The 16,430-nt window shown below is 73.2% G+C and carries 13 protein-coding genes; 7 read left to right on the forward strand and 6 right to left on the reverse strand.

Annotated elements, in window-relative coordinates; genetic code table 11:
- Positions 1-62 precede the first annotated feature (62 nt).
- Entirely contained in the window at positions 63-272 is a 210-nt protein-coding gene (locus tag LZG04_RS10075) for a DUF2795 domain-containing protein (protein ID WP_233815548.1), read from the reverse strand.
- 400 nt (positions 273-672) lie between these two features.
- On the opposite strand from LZG04_RS10075, the gene LZG04_RS10080 reads away from it, so the two are divergent.
- A complete protein-coding gene (locus LZG04_RS10080; protein ID WP_233815549.1) occupies positions 673-870 on the forward strand; it encodes an ankyrin repeat domain-containing protein in 198 nt (65 codons plus the stop codon).
- A gap of 1 nt (position 871) precedes the next feature.
- Here the strand turns inward: LZG04_RS10080 and LZG04_RS10085 are convergent, their stop codons facing one another.
- On the reverse strand, positions 872-1,867 hold the full coding sequence (locus LZG04_RS10085; RefSeq protein ID WP_233815550.1) for a LacI family DNA-binding transcriptional regulator: 996 nt from the start codon (positions 1,865-1,867) through the stop codon (positions 872-874).
- A gap of 108 nt (positions 1,868-1,975) precedes the next feature.
- Between LZG04_RS10085 and LZG04_RS10090 the strand changes: the two genes are divergently transcribed.
- A complete protein-coding gene (locus tag LZG04_RS10090) occupies positions 1,976-3,892 on the forward strand; it encodes a discoidin domain-containing protein (RefSeq protein WP_233815551.1) in 1,917 nt (638 codons plus the stop codon).
- Between the two features lie 58 nt (positions 3,893-3,950).
- Entirely contained in the window at positions 3,951-5,393 is a 1,443-nt protein-coding gene (locus tag LZG04_RS10095; RefSeq protein WP_233815552.1) for a YdiU family protein, read from the forward strand.
- Positions 5,394-5,559: 166 nt separating this feature from the next.
- On the opposite strand, the gene LZG04_RS10100 is transcribed toward LZG04_RS10095, so the two are convergent.
- The 4 genes from LZG04_RS10100 to LZG04_RS10115 are packed head-to-tail and all read right to left on the reverse strand — an operon-like array spanning position 5,560 to position 10,460.
- Positions 5,560-6,375 (reverse strand): cyclase family protein, encoded by an 816-nt coding sequence (locus LZG04_RS10100; RefSeq protein WP_233815553.1) that lies wholly within the window; start codon positions 6,373-6,375, stop codon positions 5,560-5,562.
- Positions 6,376-6,434: 59 nt separating this feature from the next.
- Positions 6,435-7,535, reverse strand: a complete 1,101-nt coding sequence (locus tag LZG04_RS10105) for a zinc-binding dehydrogenase (RefSeq protein ID WP_233815554.1) — start codon at positions 7,533-7,535, stop codon at positions 6,435-6,437.
- Entirely contained in the window at positions 7,532-7,948 is a 417-nt protein-coding gene (locus LZG04_RS10110; protein ID WP_233815555.1) for a thioesterase family protein, read from the reverse strand. Before LZG04_RS10110 ends, LZG04_RS10105 begins: the two co-directional genes overlap by 4 nt.
- Positions 7,949-7,961: 13 nt before the next feature.
- Complete coding sequence (locus LZG04_RS10115; protein ID WP_233815556.1) at positions 7,962-10,460, reverse strand: helix-turn-helix transcriptional regulator; 2,499 nt, start codon at positions 10,458-10,460, stop codon at positions 7,962-7,964.
- A 170-nt stretch (positions 10,461-10,630) separates the two neighbouring features.
- Between LZG04_RS10115 and LZG04_RS10120 the strand changes: the two genes are divergently transcribed.
- From LZG04_RS10120 to LZG04_RS10135, 4 genes are all read left to right on the forward strand, one after another.
- Complete coding sequence (locus tag LZG04_RS10120; protein ID WP_374202799.1) at positions 10,631-11,491, forward strand: alpha/beta hydrolase family protein; 861 nt, start codon at positions 10,631-10,633, stop codon at positions 11,489-11,491.
- A gap of 386 nt (positions 11,492-11,877) precedes the next feature.
- Positions 11,878-13,284 carry a family 2B encapsulin nanocompartment shell protein gene (locus tag LZG04_RS10125; protein WP_233815557.1) on the forward strand — a complete coding sequence of 469 codons (1,407 nt, stop codon included), beginning with the start codon at positions 11,878-11,880 and terminating at the stop codon, positions 13,282-13,284.
- Positions 13,285-13,315: 31 nt separating this feature from the next.
- Complete coding sequence (locus tag LZG04_RS10130; protein WP_233815558.1) at positions 13,316-14,725, forward strand: family 2B encapsulin nanocompartment shell protein; 1,410 nt, start codon at positions 13,316-13,318, stop codon at positions 14,723-14,725.
- Positions 14,726-14,824: 99 nt separating this feature from the next.
- Positions 14,825-15,865, forward strand: a complete 1,041-nt coding sequence (locus tag LZG04_RS10135) for a family 2 encapsulin nanocompartment cargo protein polyprenyl transferase (RefSeq protein ID WP_233815559.1) — start codon at positions 14,825-14,827, stop codon at positions 15,863-15,865.
- Positions 15,866-16,430: the final 565 nt, after the last annotated feature.

Below are 16,430 nucleotides of genomic sequence, written 5' to 3' on the forward strand. Positions count from 1 at the left end.
ACCCGACGTACCCGGCCGACGTGGGGACAAAACCGACATGCGCGGGCACATCGGGAACCGCGTCAGGCTTCGCGCCCCTGGTCGATCGCGACCGCGTCGAGCACCTCGTCGAACGACCCGTAGCGGCGCTCCGGGATGGCGTGCAGCGCGTGCACGGTGTCCTCGTCGGCGTTGTTGCGCGACGCGTGGTCGACGAGCTGCCCCTTGTCGGCCGGGTAGCCGACGTCACCCAGCACCGTGCGCAGCCTGCCCACCGTCGTCGTGTCGCTCATGGCACTCCCTCCACGATCGGGTACTGACCCCCGGTTACCCGGCCGGGACGCGGTGACACGCGCCCACCCGGTGAGTCCACTGTGGACACATGCCCTCCCGGGCCAGGATCGGCACCGGCGCGGGAGGGTGCCGCCGCGCCGGTCGACGGGCACCCCGGCGACCAGGAGACGCCGCTGGTCACCGCCGTGAGCTGCGGCGACGTCGAGGTGGCCGCGGTGCTGGTCGAGGCGAGGGCCGACCTCGACGCGGTGGCCGCGGCGGGCGAGATGACGGCGTGGCCGCCGGAAGGGCTGAGCCGTCAGTGCCTGCTGCGCTCGCTGGTGTTCGCCGCCGACCACGAGCGCCTGGACGTGATCGACCGGCACGCCGGTCGACGAGGCCGATGCCGTGCGGGGGCGGATGCCGTTGCACGTCGCCGCGGCCCACGGCAAGCTCGCCGGCGTCCGCCGGGTGCTCGACCACGGCGCGGACCCGACCCTGCGTGACCCCGTGCGCCTGCTGACGCCGCTGGAGTGGTGCCGGCAGTCGCCCCACCGCGGTCCCGGTCACGACGAGGTGGAGGCCCTCCTCGTGGAACAAATGGAACAAGCGCGGTAACTCACGGGGGCACCGGCCCGGTGGACTCCCGCACGACCAGCGTCGTGGACAGCTCCAGGTGCAGGGCCTCGGGCCGGTGGCCGTCGAGCACGCGCATGAGCTGCGTGACGGCGATGCGGCCCATCTCCTGCAACGGCTGGCGCACCGTGGTCAACGCGGGCCGGGTGGCCCGGCTGAGGTCGAGGTCGTCGAACCCGGCGACCGACACGTCATGCGGCACGCGCAGGCCGCGGTCGTGCGCGGCCTGGAGCGCGCCCACCGCCAGCTTGTCGTTGAAGCAGACGATCGCGGTGGGGCGGCGCGGCCCGTCCAGCAGCTCGCCCGCCACCCGCAGCCCTTCCGCCGCGGTGGGCTCGACGTGGTGGACGCGGTCACGGGAGGGCAGCACGCCCGCCTGCGCCAGCGCCGCGTGGTGGCCCGCCGTGCGGGCGTCGCCCGCCAGCCACTCCACCGGCCCGGCGATGACGCCGATGTCGCGGTGGCCCAGCTCGACCAGGTGCGCGGTGAGCGCGCGGGCACCCGCGAGGTGGGCCGCGGACACCGAGGCGATGTCCGGCGGGGGCGTGGTGCGCGGGTCGACCACGACGAACGGGAAGCCGCGCCGGGCCAGCGCGACGAGCTCCTCGCCGTCCTCCGGCGGCAGGATCAGGACCGCCGCGTCGAGGTCGGGGTCGTCGGGCAGGCCGCGCAGCACGTCGGCGCGCTGCGAGGTGACGCCCGCGTCGAGGACCATCCGCACGCCGTGCAGGCGCAGCGTCTCGGCGATCGAGGAGACGATCAGGCCGAAGTAGTCGGTCAGCAGGTAGGGGCACCGGACGTGGACGGTGCGGCGGTCGGGGCGCGGCGGCGCGTCCGACCGGCTGCGCTCCAGCGCCCGGAGCACGAGCTCGCGCGTGCGCGGTGCCACGTTGACGTGGTCGTTGAGCACCCGGGAGACGGTGGCGATCGAGACACCGGCCTCCGCGGCGATGTCGCGCACCCGCGCACGCCTGGTCACCTCGGCATCTTAACCGCGTCTTGCACCTTGACTCACTCGGCGCGTCACGTGTTCCATCACGAAACACATTTTCCCCTGTTTGTTACATGGCGCGCTCGAAGGAGAGCGATGACGAGATCCCGGGCGACCGCCCTGACCGCGACCGCGGTGCTCACCGCCGGACTGGCCGTCGCCGTCCCGGCTGCGGCCCACGACACACCCGCCGCCCGCGTGTGGGTCACCACGGTGGACCGCGCCGAGCTGCTGGCCGAACGGCCGTCCGTCACGTTCCGGACCGGCACGTCGCCGCACCAGACGATCGTGATCGACCCCGACGTGGCCTACCAGGAGGTCGACGGCTTCGGCGCGTCGATCACCGACTCGTCGGCCCACGTGCTGCACCGGCTCACGCCGCGGGCGCGCGAGGAGGCCATGCGCAAGCTGTTCGACCCGGTGCGCGGCATCGGCGTGAGCTTCCTGCGCCAGCCGATCGGCTCCTCGGACTTCACCGCCCAGGCCGAGCACTACACCTACGACGACGTGCCGCCCGGCCGGACCGACTTCGAGCTGCGCCACTTCAGCATCGCCCACGACCAGGCCGAGGTCCTGCCCCTGCTGCACCGGGCGAAGCAGCTCAACCCGGCGTTGAAGGTCATGGGCACGCCGTGGAGCCCGCCCGCGTGGATGAAGACCACCGACTCGCTGGTGGGCGGCCGGTTGAAGGACGACCCGGCGATCTACGACGCCTACGCGCGGTACCTGGTGGAGTTCGTGCAGGCCTACGCCGCGTCCGGGGTGCCGGTCGACTTCCTGTCGCTGCAGAACGAGCCGCAGAACCGCGCACCCGACGCCTACCCCGGCACGGACATGCCGGTGGCGCAGCAGCTCAAGGTCATCGAGGCGCTGGGGCCGTTGCTGCGCAAGGCGAGCCCGCGCACGAAGATCCTCGCCTACGACCACAACTGGAGCACCCACCCCAACGACGTCGCCACCACGCCGCCCGGCGAGGACCCGGAGACCGACTACCCCTACCGCGTCCTGGAGAGCCCGGCCGCGCGGTGGGTCGCGGGCACCGCGTACCACTGCTACTCCGGCGATCCGAGCGCGCAGACCGCGTTGCGCGCGGCGCACCCCGACAAGGGCATCTGGTTCACCGAGTGCTCCGGCTCGCACGGTCCGGGCGACCCGCCCGCGCAGGTCTTCCGCGACACGCTGAAGTGGCACGCCCGCAACGTCGTCATCGGCACGACCCGCAACTGGGCGAAGTCGGCGGTCAACTGGAACATCGCGCTGGACAGCGCCAACGGCCCGCACAACGGCGGCTGCGGCACGTGCACCGGCCTGGTCACCGTCCACCCGGACGGCACGGTGTCCACCGACGCCGAGTACTACACGATCGGGCACCTGGCGAAGTTCGTGAAGCCGGGCGCGAAGCGGGTCGCCAGCACGTCGTTCGGCACGACCGGCTGGAACGGCCAGGTCATGGACGTCGCGTTCCGCAACCCGGACGGCTCGACGGCGCTGGTGGTGCACAACCAGAACGACGATCCGCGCACCTTCGCGGTCAGCGTCGGCGAGCGGATCTTCGACTACACCTTGCCCGGCGGCGCGCTGGCCACCTTCACGTGGCCGCGCGGCAAGGTGTTGGACGACGGGCTCGCCCCCGTCCCGCTGGACGGCGCGACGGCCACCACCGTGCCGACCGGTGAGAACGCCGCCGCCGCGGTGGACGGTGACGCCTCCACCCGGTGGAGCAGCGGCCAGGCGCAGGAACCGGGCCAGCACCTCCAGGTCGACCTCGGCCGCCGCACCGCGTTCCGGCGGGTGGCGATCGACAGCGGCGGCAACCTGGGCGACTACGCCCGTGGCTGGCGGTTGGAGGTCAGCGACGACGGCGTGGGCTGGCGGACCGCGGCTTCCGGCGCGGGCGTCGGCCAGCTCACCACCGTCGACCTGCCCCGCACGCGGGCCCGATTCCTGCGGGTGAGCACGACGGCGGCGGCGGGCAACTGGTGGAGCGTCGCCGACGTCCGCCTGTACCGCTGACCCGCTCCCCCGGTCGGGGTCGGCTGACCTCGACCGGGGACCACGTACCGTGGGTCGGGTGAGCACCGCACCGGCAACCGTCACGCTGGGCGACCACTTCGCCCGCACGCTCCCCGAGATGGCCGTGGCCTGGCAGGCCGATCCGGCGCCCGAGCCACGTCTGCTGGCGCTCAACGAGCGGTTGGCCGGGGAGCTGGGGCTGGACCCCGACTGGCTGCGCGGCCCGGACGGCGTGCGCCTGCTCGTCGGTGAGCACGTCCCCGAGGGGGCGACGCCGGTCGCGCAGGCCTACGCGGGGCACCAGTTCGGGCACTACGCGCCGCGCCTGGGCGACGGCCGCGCGCTGTTGCTCGGCGACCTCGTCCACGCCGACGGCGACCCCCGCGACCTGCACCTCAAGGGCTCCGGGCGCACGCCGTTCGCCCGCGGCGGTGACGGCCTGGCCGCGGTGGGCCCGATGCTGCGCGAGTACCTGGTCAGCGAGGCGATGCACGCGCTGGGCATCCCGACGACCCGCTCGCTGGCGGTGGTGGCGACCGGGCGACCGGTGCGCCGCGAGACCGTGCTGCCGGGTGCCGTGCTGGCCCGGGTGGCTCGCAGCCACCTGCGCGTCGGCAGCTTCCAGTACGCCAGGGCCACCGGCGACGTCGACCTGCTGCGCCGGCTGGCCGACCACGCCATCGCCCGGCACCACCCGCAGGCCGAAGGCGACTACCTCGCGCTGTTCGAGGCGGTGGTGGCGGCGCAGGCGTCGCTGGTCGCGCGGTGGATGCTCGCGGGTTTCATCCACGGCGTCATGAACACCGACAACATGACGATCTCCGGCGAGACGATCGACTACGGGCCGTGCGCGTTCCTGGAGGCGTTCGACCCGGCCACCGTCTACAGCTCGATCGACCACGCGGGCCGTTACGCCTACGGCAACCAGCCGCGGGTGGCCGAGTGGAACCTGGCGCGGCTGGCCGAAGCCCTGCTGCCGCTGTTCGCCGACGACGAGGAGCGGGCGATCGCCCTGGCCGTCGAGGCGCTGGGCACGTTCCGCGCCCGGTACGACGACGCCTGGTCGGCGGGCATGGCGGCCAAGCTGGGCCTCGACCGCCCCGCGCCCGAGCCTCTCGTGGACGACCTGCTGACGCTCATGCGGGACAACCGGGTCGACCACACGTCGCTCCACCGCCGCCTGGGCGCCGCCGCCCGCGGCGACACCGGTCCCGCGCGCGAGCTGTTCCTCGACCTCGCCGGCATCGACGCCTGGCTGGCCCGCTGGCTCGCGCTGACCCCGGACCCGGACGCGATGCGCCGGGCGAACCCCGTCCACATCCCCCGCAACCACCTGGTCGAAGAAGCGCTCACCGCCGCCACCGAAGGCGACCTCGTCCCGTTCGAGCGCCTGCTCGACGCGGTGAGGTCCCCCTACGACGAACGCCCCGACCTGGCCCGCTACGCCGAGCCGGCCCCGGACCACTTCGCCGCCTCGTACCAGACGTTCTGCGGCACCTGAGCCCACGGCGTTCCCGGACGCCGCCGAACGGCTCGACCTGCTCAGCGAGCGGGAACGCGAGGTCCTGGCCTCGGCCTGGACAACGGCGAGATCGCCGAGCGCCTGCGCGCTGCCGGCCGGCTGCGGCTGACCCCCGACGACCACCCGCCCGGGGGTCAGCCCGCTCCTACCGCTTGGGCACGAAGGCGTAGACGCTGGCGGGCGAGCCGGAGCCGCGGCGGTTGATCGTGCCGCCGACCAGGACGTGCGCGCCCTGCTCGGGCAGCGACGCGAGGTTCGCCAGGATCTCCAGGCTGATCCGGTGCTCGCGGTAGAGCAGCTTGGACACCCGGTACTCGGTGTCGAGCCCGGACTCGGGGCTGAACGTGTCCGTGCCCAGCGCGCCCCGGCGGCCGAGGCGGCCGGTGTCGACCAGCCACTGCACGGCGGCCAGCGAGAAGCCCGGCTGGTGCATCGCGCCGTCGGCGTCGAAGTTGAAGAACGCCGGGGTGCCCCAGCGCTCCTCCCACCCGGTCCACAGCACGACCGCGGCCTCGTTCGGGATGCGGCCGTGCCGCTTCTCCCACCGCTGGAGGTCGGCGACGCTCACCTCGTAGTCCGCGTCCCGCGCGGCCTGCTCCCGCACGTCGATCTTCACGGCGGGCAGGAACAGGTCCTCGGCGTCGAGCTCGTCGGCGTGAGGCTGGTCGTCGTTGAAGTGCGCGGGCGCGCCCCAGTGCGTGCCGGTGTGCTCCCCCTGCTGCACGTATTGCAGGTAGAACCCGTGCTCGGGCACGGTGGTGACGGTGGTCAGGGTGAACGCCGGGTCGCCGGGGTAGACGTTGGTCCGGTCCGGGTCGTTGACGTGCGCGAGGTTCACCAACCGGTAGTCGCCCAGCCCCAGCGGGACCGGACGGCGCGGGGCTCCCGCCGCCGCGCCGCCGCCCGCGATCATGCCGCCCACCGCTGTCGCCACACCCGCGAGCATCGACCGTCTGCGCACCGCCGACCACTCCTCCGCCTAGCCGTCACCCGATCCGGGCAACGGTACCGGCTGGGTGATCACAGCACGACGACCTGCCGGACGGCTTCTCCAGCCGCCAAACGGGTGAACCCGGTGTTGATGTCGTCGAGGCCGAGGCGTCCCGACAGCAGTTCCTGCACGGGCAGCCGCCCGGCCCGGTACAGCTCGACGAACCGGGGCACGTCCCGCCGCGGCACGCAGGAGCCGAGGTAGCTGCCCTTCAGCGTCCGCTCCTCGGCGACCAGGCTCAGCGCCGGCAGCGTGATCGTGCGGTCGGGGTGCGGCAGGCCGACGGTGACCGTGGTGCCGCCCGCGGCGGTGGCCAGGTACGCCTGCTCCAGCACGGCCGCGACGCCGGTGGTGTCGATGACCTTGTCCGCGCCGCCGCCGGTCAGCGAGCGCACCTCCTCCACCGCGTCGGGACCGCCTGCCACGTCGTCGGTCGCCCCGAGCCGCCGCGCCAGCTCCCGCTTGTGCGCCACCACGTCCACCGCGATGATCCGCGCCGCGCCGGCCGCCCGTGCGGCGAGCAGCGCGGCCAGCCCGACGCCGCCGAGGCCGAACACCGCCACCCGGTCCCCCGGCGCGACGGCCGCGCTGTAGAACGCCGCGCCCGCGCCGGTGAGCACCGCGCAGCCGAACAGGGCGGCGATCTCGAACGGCAGGTCGGCGGGCACGAGCGTGGCCGACTTCTCCGACACCACGGCGTACTCGGCGAACCCGGACACGCCCAGGTGGTGGTGCGGGCGCGTGCCGTCGGGCAGCCGCAGCCGCCGTTCGCCGCCCAGCAGTGTGCCCTCGCGGTTGGCCGCCGCGCCCGGTTCGCACAGCGCCTGCCGCCCGGACACGCACCGGCGGCACGACCCGCAGGCGGGCACGAACGACAGCACCACCCGGTCGCCGACGGCGAAGTCCGACGCACCCGGCCCGGTCTCGACCACCTCGCCCGCGGCCTCGTGGCCGAGCAGCATGGGCAGCGGCCGGACCCGGGAGCCGTCGATCACCGACAGGTCGGAGTGGCACAGCCCGGTGGCGCCCACCTTGACCAGCAGCTCGCCCGGACCCGGCGGGTCCAGCTCCAGGTCGAGCACCTCCAGCGGTCCGCCGACCCGCGTCAGCACCGCGCCCCTGGTCCTCACGCGACCACCAGCCCTTCCATCGCGGCGCGCAGCCCGGCCGGGATCGCCACCGGCTCGCGGGTCTCGCGGTCGGTGAACACGTGCACGAAGTGCCCTTCGGCGACCACGTCGTCACGGCCTTCCGGGTAGAAGCCGATCTCGTAGCGGACGCTGGAGCGGCCGAGGTGGCCGATCCGCAGGCCCGCGTCGACGGCCTCGGGGAACGCGATGGACGCGCGGTAGTTGCAGTGGGACTCCACGCACAGCCCGATGGCCTGCCCGTGGTGGATGTCCAGCCCGCCCTCGGTGATCAACCACGTGTTGATCACGGTGTCCATGAAGGCGTAGTGCACGACGTTGTTGACGTGCCCGTACACGTCGTTGTCGTGCCACCGGGTGGGTATCCGCTGCCAGTGCCGGTAGTGCTCGCGCACCTGACCTCCTGTTTCAGTCGAGCATCCGAGTCAGCTCGACGCGGGACCGCACCTCGAGCCTGGCGAAGATGTTGCGCAGGTGGTGCTCGACGGTGCGGTGGCTCAGGAACAGGCGCGCGGCGACCTCCCGGTTGGTCGCGCCCTCGGCGACCAGGCGGGCGATCTGCGCCTGCTGCGGGGTCAGGCCCAGGGTCGGGTCGACGTCGGCGCGGTTTGCGGCCCGCGGCCCGGTGCGGTCGGCGGTCCGGTCGGACCGGGTCGGCCCGACCGCCTCGCCCGCCGCGCGCAGCTCGGCGCGGGCGCGGGCGACCCAGCGGTCGGCCTCGTAGCGCTGGAAGATCTTCATCGCGTCGCGCAGCAGGTCGCGCGCCGCGCGCGGCTTGCGGTCGCGCCGCAGCCGGTGGCCGTAGAACAGCTCGGTCTTGGCCAGCTCCATGGCGGTGCCGCTGGCCCGGTGCAGCCGGATCGCCTCGCGGAAGTGCTCGTCGGCGCGCGGCCCGTCGGCGAGCAGGCCGCGGCAGCGGTGCGACAGCGCCAGCCGGGCCGCGCTGCCCGTCGTGCCCGCCCACTTCTCGTACCGGCGCAGCGCCCGGTCCGCGGTCAACGGGCGGCCGCAGCCGACGGCGGCCTCCACCACGTGCGGCGCGGCCATCACCTTGATGCCGGTGTGCACGCCGCCTGACCCGGCCGCCATCAGCCGCAGCCGGTCCAGCGCGTCGGCCGGGCGGTCCAGCGCGAGGTCCACGCAGGCGAACGCCCACGCGCCGAACGTGCCGGAGCGGCCGAGCCCGCGTTCGGCGATCTGCTCGGCGGCGGCGTCGATGCGGTGCACCGCGGTGTCGGTGTCACCGCGCAGCGCGGCGACCAGGGCGAGGATCGTGAGGTGGTCGACCACGGCGTTGTGCTGGCCGATGGCGGTGGCCGCGTGCACGCCCTCGAACGCCGCCGACAGCGCCACCGAGTGCTGGTCCAGCAGCATCGCCGACAACGCGCGGTAGACCAGCGCCCACGGCACCAGGGCGGTCAGCCCGTGCTCGTGCGCGGCGGTGACGGCGCTGGTCGCCAGCTCGTGGGCGCGGGACGCGTCGCCGAGGGTGTAGGCGGCCTGGCCGCCCCAGATCTTGGCCTGCGGGTGCGGCACCCGTTCGGCCAGCTCGATCACCGACCGCAGCACCGGCAGGGCCTGTTCGTGCCGCCCGGCGAAGGTGGCGGCCATGCCCGCGAGGTGGTCGAGCGTGATGCGGGTGTCGTCGGGCTCGTCGGGGCGGCGCAGGCGCGCGGCGAACGCGGCGGTCTCGGCGTACCGGGCGTGGTCGCCCGCGATGCTGGCCGCCTCGCCCGCGAAGCCCAGCGCGGTGATCGCCAGCGACCGGTGCGTGCCCACCAGTTCGCCCGCCGCGTGCAGCAGCCTGCGCACCGCCACGTCCGGCAGGCCGTTGCCCAGGTCGATGCCACCGCGCAGCAGCTCGGCGCGGGCGCGCAGCTCGTCGCTGTCGGTGAGCCGGGCGGCGGTGCGCAGCGCGACCCTGGCCCGGCGGGGAGCGCCGGACGCCCAGTGGTCGGTGGCGGCGGCGATCAGGTGGCGCGCCTTGGCGTCGGGGTCGGCGGTGAGCGCGGCCGCGCGGTCGTGGTCGCGGGCGGCGGCCGGGTAGTCGCCGCAGCGGCGGGCCCGGCTCGCGGAGTCGGCCAGGCGTGCGGCGAACGCGTCGCGCACGCCGGGCGCGCGGGCGGCCTCGTGCCAGGTGCGGCGCGGGCCCGGCGGCAGGTGCTCGGCCAGCGCGGCGTGGGCGGCGTAGCGCAGCGCCAGCGGGATCCCGGTGCGCAGCGCCGAGCGCACCAGCGGGCCACCGTCGAGCAGCACGGCGGCCTCCTCCACCGCGGCCAGGTCCAGCCCGGGCATCCGGGCCAGGGCGTCGGCGTCGACCTCGTCGTCCACCACGCTCAACGCCACCGCGAACCGCGCCTGCGGCGACAGGGCGTGGAAGCGGGCGCCGAACCGGGCCCGCAGGCAGCTGTCCTCGGGCAGCGCGTCCGGCGCGGGCGCGGTGCCGCCGAGCTGGTCGGAGGTCAGCGCGCGGGCCAGTTCGGTGAGCGCGAGCGGGTTGCCCCTGGCCAGGTCGGCGACGTCGTCGGCGAGGCCGGGCGCGAGACCGGGCCTCAGGTCGCGCAGCACGCGCAGGCTGTCGGCGTGGTCGAGCGGGTCCAGCCGCACCCACGGCAGGCCCAGCGGCTCGCCCTCGGTGGCGACCAGCACGGCCACCGGCTCGTCGGCGGCGGCCGCGGCCAGCTCCACCAGCCAGTCGGTGTCCTCCAGCCGGTGGGCGTCGTCCACGCACAGCAGCACCTCGCGGTCGCCCGCGGCGGTGGCGGCGGCCTCCCGCGCGGCGGCGAGCATCGCGGTCTTGCCCGACCCGGGGCCGCCGCGCAGCACCAGCGCCCCGCCGTGCCCGGCCCGGGCACGGGCGAGCAACGCGTCGACGGCGACGCGCTGCCGGTCACGTCCGCGCAGCATGCAGCCAGTCTGGCGGCAGGGCCGCGGCCGGCGGAAGGGCTCGGGCGAAAATTATCTACCAGTGTTAGTTTTCGAGCCCGGACCGGTGGTTGCACCGATGCGCGGCGCTCACCCGGTGGCGCAGGGTCATCGCTGTCCGCAGTTCCCTGCCAAGCGAGGTGTACACCGACGTGCAACTCCGCAAACTGATCCCCGCGCTGATCCCCGCGCTGGCCCTGTCGTTGGTCGGCGTGACGCCGGCGCACGCCGAGGAGGAGTACCGGCGCGGCCCCGCACCGACCACCTCCAGCATCGAGGCGGTCCGCGGCCCGTTCTCCACCTCGTCCACCACGGTGTCTTCGCTGGTCACCGGCTTCGGCGGTGGCACGATCTACTACCCCACCAGCACCTCCGAGGGCACCTTCGGCGCGGTGGCCATCTCACCCGGCTTCACCGGCACGGAGTCCACCATCTCGTGGCTGGGCCCCCGGATCGCGTCGCAGGGCTTCGTGGTGATCACGATCGCCACCAACAGCCTCTACGACCAGCCCGACAGCCGGGCGAGCCAGCTCCTGGCGGCACTGGACTACTTGACCCAGCGCAGTGACGTCCGCAGCCGGATCGACGCCTCCCGACTGGGCGTCATGGGCCACTCGATGGGCGGCGGCGGCACGTTGCGCGCCTCCGAGGAGCGACCGTCCCTCCAGGCGGCGATCCCGCTCACCGCGTGGCACACCGACAAGACGTGGGGCAGCAACCGGGTGCCGACCCTCGTCGTCGGCGCGGAGGACGACACGGTCGCGCCGGTGTCCTCGCACTCGATCCCGTTCTACAACTCGCTGCCGTCCACCCTGGACAAGGCGTACCTGGAGCTGAACGGCGCCAGCCACTTCGCGCCCAACTCCTCGAACACGACGATCGCGAAGTACAGCATCGCGTGGCTCAAGCGGTTCATCGACAACGACACCCGCTACGAGCAGTTCCTCTGCCCGTCCCCGGCCAACAGCTCGCTGATCTCCGACTACCGGGACACCTGCCCGCACGGGGTCTGACCCGCGCCCGTCCGTTCACAGACCCACAACGCGGTGCCGGCACCACGCCGGCACCGCGTTTTTCATGCCCACTTACGAGTGAACTTCTCTCCGCACCTCGGCGGAACGATGGCCGACCGTGTTCTCCCGCCCCCGTCAAGGGCACTCCCCGGTGAAAAACGCTAGGGCAAACGCGGTAGCCATTCCCCGTCGTGGCGAATTGAACACCACAGCACAGCAAGATCACCCGTTAAATACTTGCGAGGTGGACTAGATCCACCGTGAGTACGCATACCAGGGCCGATTGCCCCTCAGGGGTGTCGTCACATCGGCCGCTTCCCGTTGCACATTCACGCTCACTACCGTCGTTCCGGACCAATGAACGAATCCGATTGGCGGTGTGTGCGGTGACTGTGACCGATTCGGACTTGGAGGCCGAGCAGCCTCGGCTGAGCCTCGGCACGGCGGCAGCGCGGAACCTGGCCACCACGACCAAGTCCGTTCCCCAGATGCAGGGCATCACCTCGCGGTGGTTGCTGAAGATCCTGCCCTGGGTGGAGGCGAAGGGCGGTGCCTTCCGGGTCAACCGCAGGCTCAGCTACGAGGTCGGCGACGGTCGGCTGACCTTCACCAACATCGGCGCGGACGTCCGGGTCATCCCGGAGGAGCTGACCGAGCTGGCGCTGCTGCGCGGGTTCGAGGACGTCGAGGCGCTCAACGCGCTGGCCGACCGGTTCGAGCAGCGCGAGTACGAGCCCGGCGCGGTCATCGTCGAGGAGGGCCGTCCGCAGGACGCGCTCTACCTGATCGCGCACGGCAAGGTGAACCGGATCGGCCAGGGCGAGTACGGCGCGCAGACCGTGCTGGGCACGCTGGCCGACGGCGAGCACTTCGGCGGCGACGTGCTGGCGGGTCCCCAAGGCGAGTGGGACTTCACCGTCAAGGCCGTCACGCCGGTGATCGTCCTGGTGCTGCCGTGGGAGGTGTTCGAGCGGCTCAACGGCGAGGCGGGCGGCCTGCGCGCGCACATCCAGCGGATGTCCGCCGCGGGCGGCGGCAAGTCCAACGCCTACGGCGAGGCCGAGATCGACATCGCGTCGGGCCACGAGGGCGAACCGGACCTGCCCGGCACGTTCGTCGACTACGAGATCGCGCCGCGCGAGCTGGAGCTGAGCGTCGCGCAGACCGTGCTGCGGGTGCACAGCCGCGTCGCCGACCTCTACAACCACCCGATGGACCAGGTGGAGCAGCAGTTGCGGCTGACCATCGAGGCGCTGCGCGAGCGCCAGGAGCACGAGATGGTCAACAACCGCGACTTCGGCCTGCTCAGCAGCGCCGACCTCAAGCAGCGCATCCACACCCGCACGGGCCCGCCCACGCCGGACGACATGGACGACCTGCTGGCCACCGTGTGGAAGGAGCCGACCGCGTTCCTGGCCCACCCGCGGGTCATCGCCGCGTTCGGCCGCGAGTGCAGCAAGCGCGGCATCTACCCGGCCACCATCGACCTCAACGGTCACCACGTGCCCGCGTGGCGCGGCGTGCCGGTGCTGCCGTGCAACAAGATCCCGATCACCAAGACCCGCACCAGCTCGGTGATGCTGCTGCGCGCCGGCGAGCACAACCAGGGCGTCATCGGCCTGCACCAGACCGGCCTGCCCGACGAGTACCAGCCGGGCCTGAACGTGCGGTTCATGGGCATCAACGAGAAGGCGATCATCTCCTACCTCGTCAGCGCCTACTACTCCACCGCGATCCTCGTGCCGGACGCGATCGGCGTGCTGGAACACGTGGAGCTCGGCCGCGAAGACTGACTAGTCCCCCCGACCAGATTGGGCAGCTGAAGTGACCGTGACAGACCCCGGACTCGTCCCCGACGAGGCCGAGCAGCGGCGGCACAGCCTGAGCACCGCGGCCGCGCGGAACCTGGCGAGCACCACCAAGTCCACCCCGCAGATGCAGGGCATCTCGCCCCGCTGGCTGCTGCGCAAACTGCCCTGGGTGGCCACCCAGGCAGGCACGTACCGGGTCAACCGCCGCCTCACCTACGCGCTCGGCGACGGGCGCGTGAGCTTCACCAGCACCGGCGCGGACATCCGCGTCATCCCGCAGGAGCTGCGGGAACTGCCCCTGCTGCGCGACTTCCCGGACGACGACGTGCTGGTCGCGCTCGCGGACCGGTTCGAGCAGCGGGAGTTCCAGCCGGGCGAGGTCGTGGTGTCGTCCGGCGACCGGGCCGAGGAGGTCTACCTCGTCGCGCACGGCAAGGTGAACAAGATCGGCCAGGGCAAGTACGGCGACCAGACCGTGCTCGACACGCTGGCCGACGGCGACCACTTCGGCGACGAGGCGCTCTACGGCGCGGAGTCGGACTGGGAGTACACGATCAAGGCGATCACGCCGGTGATCGTGCTCGTGCTGCCGTGGCGGTCGGTGCGGGAGCTCAACGGGCAGGCCGACGCGTTGCGCGCGCACATCGACTCGTTCGCGAGCCGCGCGGGCAAGCCACAGAACAAGCACGGCGAGGCGGCGATCGAGATCGCCTCCGGCCACGAGGGCGAGCCGGACCTGCCGGCGACCTACGTGGACTACGAGCTGTCGCCGCGCGAGTACGAGCTGGAGGTGGCGCAGACCGTGCTGCGGGTGCACAGCCGCGTCGCCGACCTCTACAACCACCCGATGAACCAGACCGAGCAGCAGTTGCGGCTGACCATCGAGGCCCTGCGCGAGCGGCAGGAGCACGAGATGATCAACAACCGCCGGATCGGGCTGCTGCACAACGCCGACCTCAAGCAGCGCATCCACACCCGCACCGGCCCGCCCACGCCGGACGACCTGGACGAGCTGCTGTCCCGGCGGCGCAAGACGGCGTTCATGCTGGCCCACCCGCGCGCGATCGCCGCGTTCAGCCGTGAGGCGAGCAAGCGGGGCGTCTACCCCGGCACCGCGAACGTGGACGGCACGCAGGTCGTCACCTGGCGCGGTGTGCCGCTGCTGCCGTCGGACAAGATCCCGATCACGCCGCAGCGCACCACCTCGATCCTGGCCATGCGGGTCGGCGAGCAGGACAACGGCGTGATCGGGCTGCACCAGCCGGGCATCCCGGACGAGGTGCAGCCCAGCCTGAACGCGCGGTTCATGGGCATCGACGAGAAGGCGATCGTGTCCTACCTGGTCAGCGCCTACTTCTCGGTCGCCGTGATGGTGCCCGACGCGCTCGGGGTGCTGGAGCACGTGGAGATCGGCCGGTCCTGACCACGCCGTCGCGCACGGCAGCCGGGCCGCCACGCCCGGCTGCCGCCCTCCCCTGCCCGTGCCGGTGGCCGGGCGCTTCCCCCCGAAGGAGTTGTGGCGATGACCGACCTGGACGTGAGCCTCGACCACCGGTCCGCGCGCGAGGTGCTGGACTGGAGCCGCGCCGGCCTCGACCCGGCGCTGCGGTCGGCGGTGGACCGGTTGCCGGACTCGATGCGGGCGATCGCGGGCTACCACTTCGGGTGGTGGGACGAGGACGGCAGGCCGACGGGCGCGGACGCGGGCAAGGCGATCCGGCCGGCGCTCGTGCTGCTGGGCGCGCAGGCGGTGGGCGGCTCGGCGGACGCGGCACTGCCGGCCGCCGTGGCGGTGGAGCTGGTGCACAACTTCTCGTTGCTGCACGACGACGTGATGGACGGTGACACGACCCGGCGGCACCGGCCCACGGCGTGGCACGTGTTCGGCGTGAACCCCGCGATCCTGGCGGGTGACGCGTTGCTGACGATGGCGTTGGACGTGCTGGCGGGCAGCGGCCACCCGAAGGCGCAGCAGGCGATCCGGGTGCTGTCGGAGGCCGTGCAGCGGTTGTTGGACGGGCAGAGCGCGGACCTCGCGTTCGAGGAGCGGGCGGAGGTGCGGCTGGCGGAGTGCGTGCGGATGGCCGAGGGCAAGACCGCCGCGCTGCTGGGTGCGGCGTGCGCGTTGGGCGCGTTGTTCGGCGGCGGGCGGGCCGAGCAGGTGGAGCACCTGCAATCGTTCGGCGAGCGGGTGGGGCTCGCGTTCCAGTTCGTGGACGACCTGCTGGGCATCTGGGGCGACCCGGAGGTGACCGGCAAGCCGGTCTACTCGGACCTGCAGAACCGCAAGAAGTCCCTGCCCGTCGTCGCCGCCCTGACCTCCAGCACCCCGGAGGCCCTCGAACTGCACACCCTGTACCACCGCGAGCAACCACTGAGCCCGACCGACCTGGCCCGTGCCGCGAAACTGATCGAGACCTCGGGGGCGCGTGCCTGGAGCCAAGGCCGCGCCGACGACCTCCTGGCCCGCGCCCGTGAACACCTGCACGCCGCCGCCCCCTCAGCCCGCGCCGCCCGCGAACTGGACGCCGTCGCCCGCCTGGCCACCCGCCGCGACTACTGACCACCACCGCCCTGACCAGCACTTATCAAAGGGAGGTCAACCACGAACGGGTGAACCTCACAACCCACTCAAACATAACGCCGTTTCCAACCACCTCACACGTCGGTTGAAACAACGAGGCCGCCAACCAACCACCACCCCGCCCCACCCACCACCTGCCCGACCACCCGACCGGCCCGCCACGCGACCGGCTCACTGGACCCGCCACGCAACCGCCCGACCTACCTGCCACCCCGACCCCGCCTCACCAGGCCCCGCCCCACCAGCCCCGCCCCGCCAGCCCCGCCCTGCCAGGCCCTCGCCACCTGACCCGACCACCCGCCCTACCCCCCACCCGACCTGCTCACCCGACCGGCCAGCCAGCCGCCCGACCCGCCACGCCCGCCCGACTCGCCACGGCCACCCGACTCGCCACAGCCGCCCGGGGCCCGCCACGCCCGGCCCGCCACCGAACCCGCCCGCCCGTCGCCCGCCACATCCAGCCCGCGCACCGCGCCAACCCGTCTGCCAGACCCACCCACGCACCAGCCGCACCCGCCGCACCTGCACGATCTCCAGACCACCC

The sequence above is a fragment of the Saccharothrix sp. S26 genome (assembly GCF_021390395.1).
Classification (GTDB): Bacteria; Actinomycetota; Actinomycetes; order Mycobacteriales; family Pseudonocardiaceae; genus Actinosynnema.

Bases quoted from the DNA above. Each gene is read 5' to 3' on its own strand.
- LZG04_RS10135 (WP_233815559.1), top strand. From the start codon at position 14,825: ATGACCGACCTGGACGTGAGCCTCGACCACCGGTCCGCGCGCGAGGTG.
- LZG04_RS10075 (WP_233815548.1), bottom strand. From the start codon at position 272: ATGAGCGACACGACGACGGTGGGCAGGCTGCGCACGGTGCTGGGTGAC.
- LZG04_RS10115 (WP_233815556.1), bottom strand. From the start codon at position 10,460: ATGCTGCGCGGACGTGACCGGCAGCGCGTCGCCGTCGACGCGTTGCTC.
- LZG04_RS10090 (WP_233815551.1), top strand. From the start codon at position 1,976: ATGACGAGATCCCGGGCGACCGCCCTGACCGCGACCGCGGTGCTCACC.
- LZG04_RS10080 (WP_233815549.1), top strand. From the start codon at position 673: ATGCCGTTGCACGTCGCCGCGGCCCACGGCAAGCTCGCCGGCGTCCGC.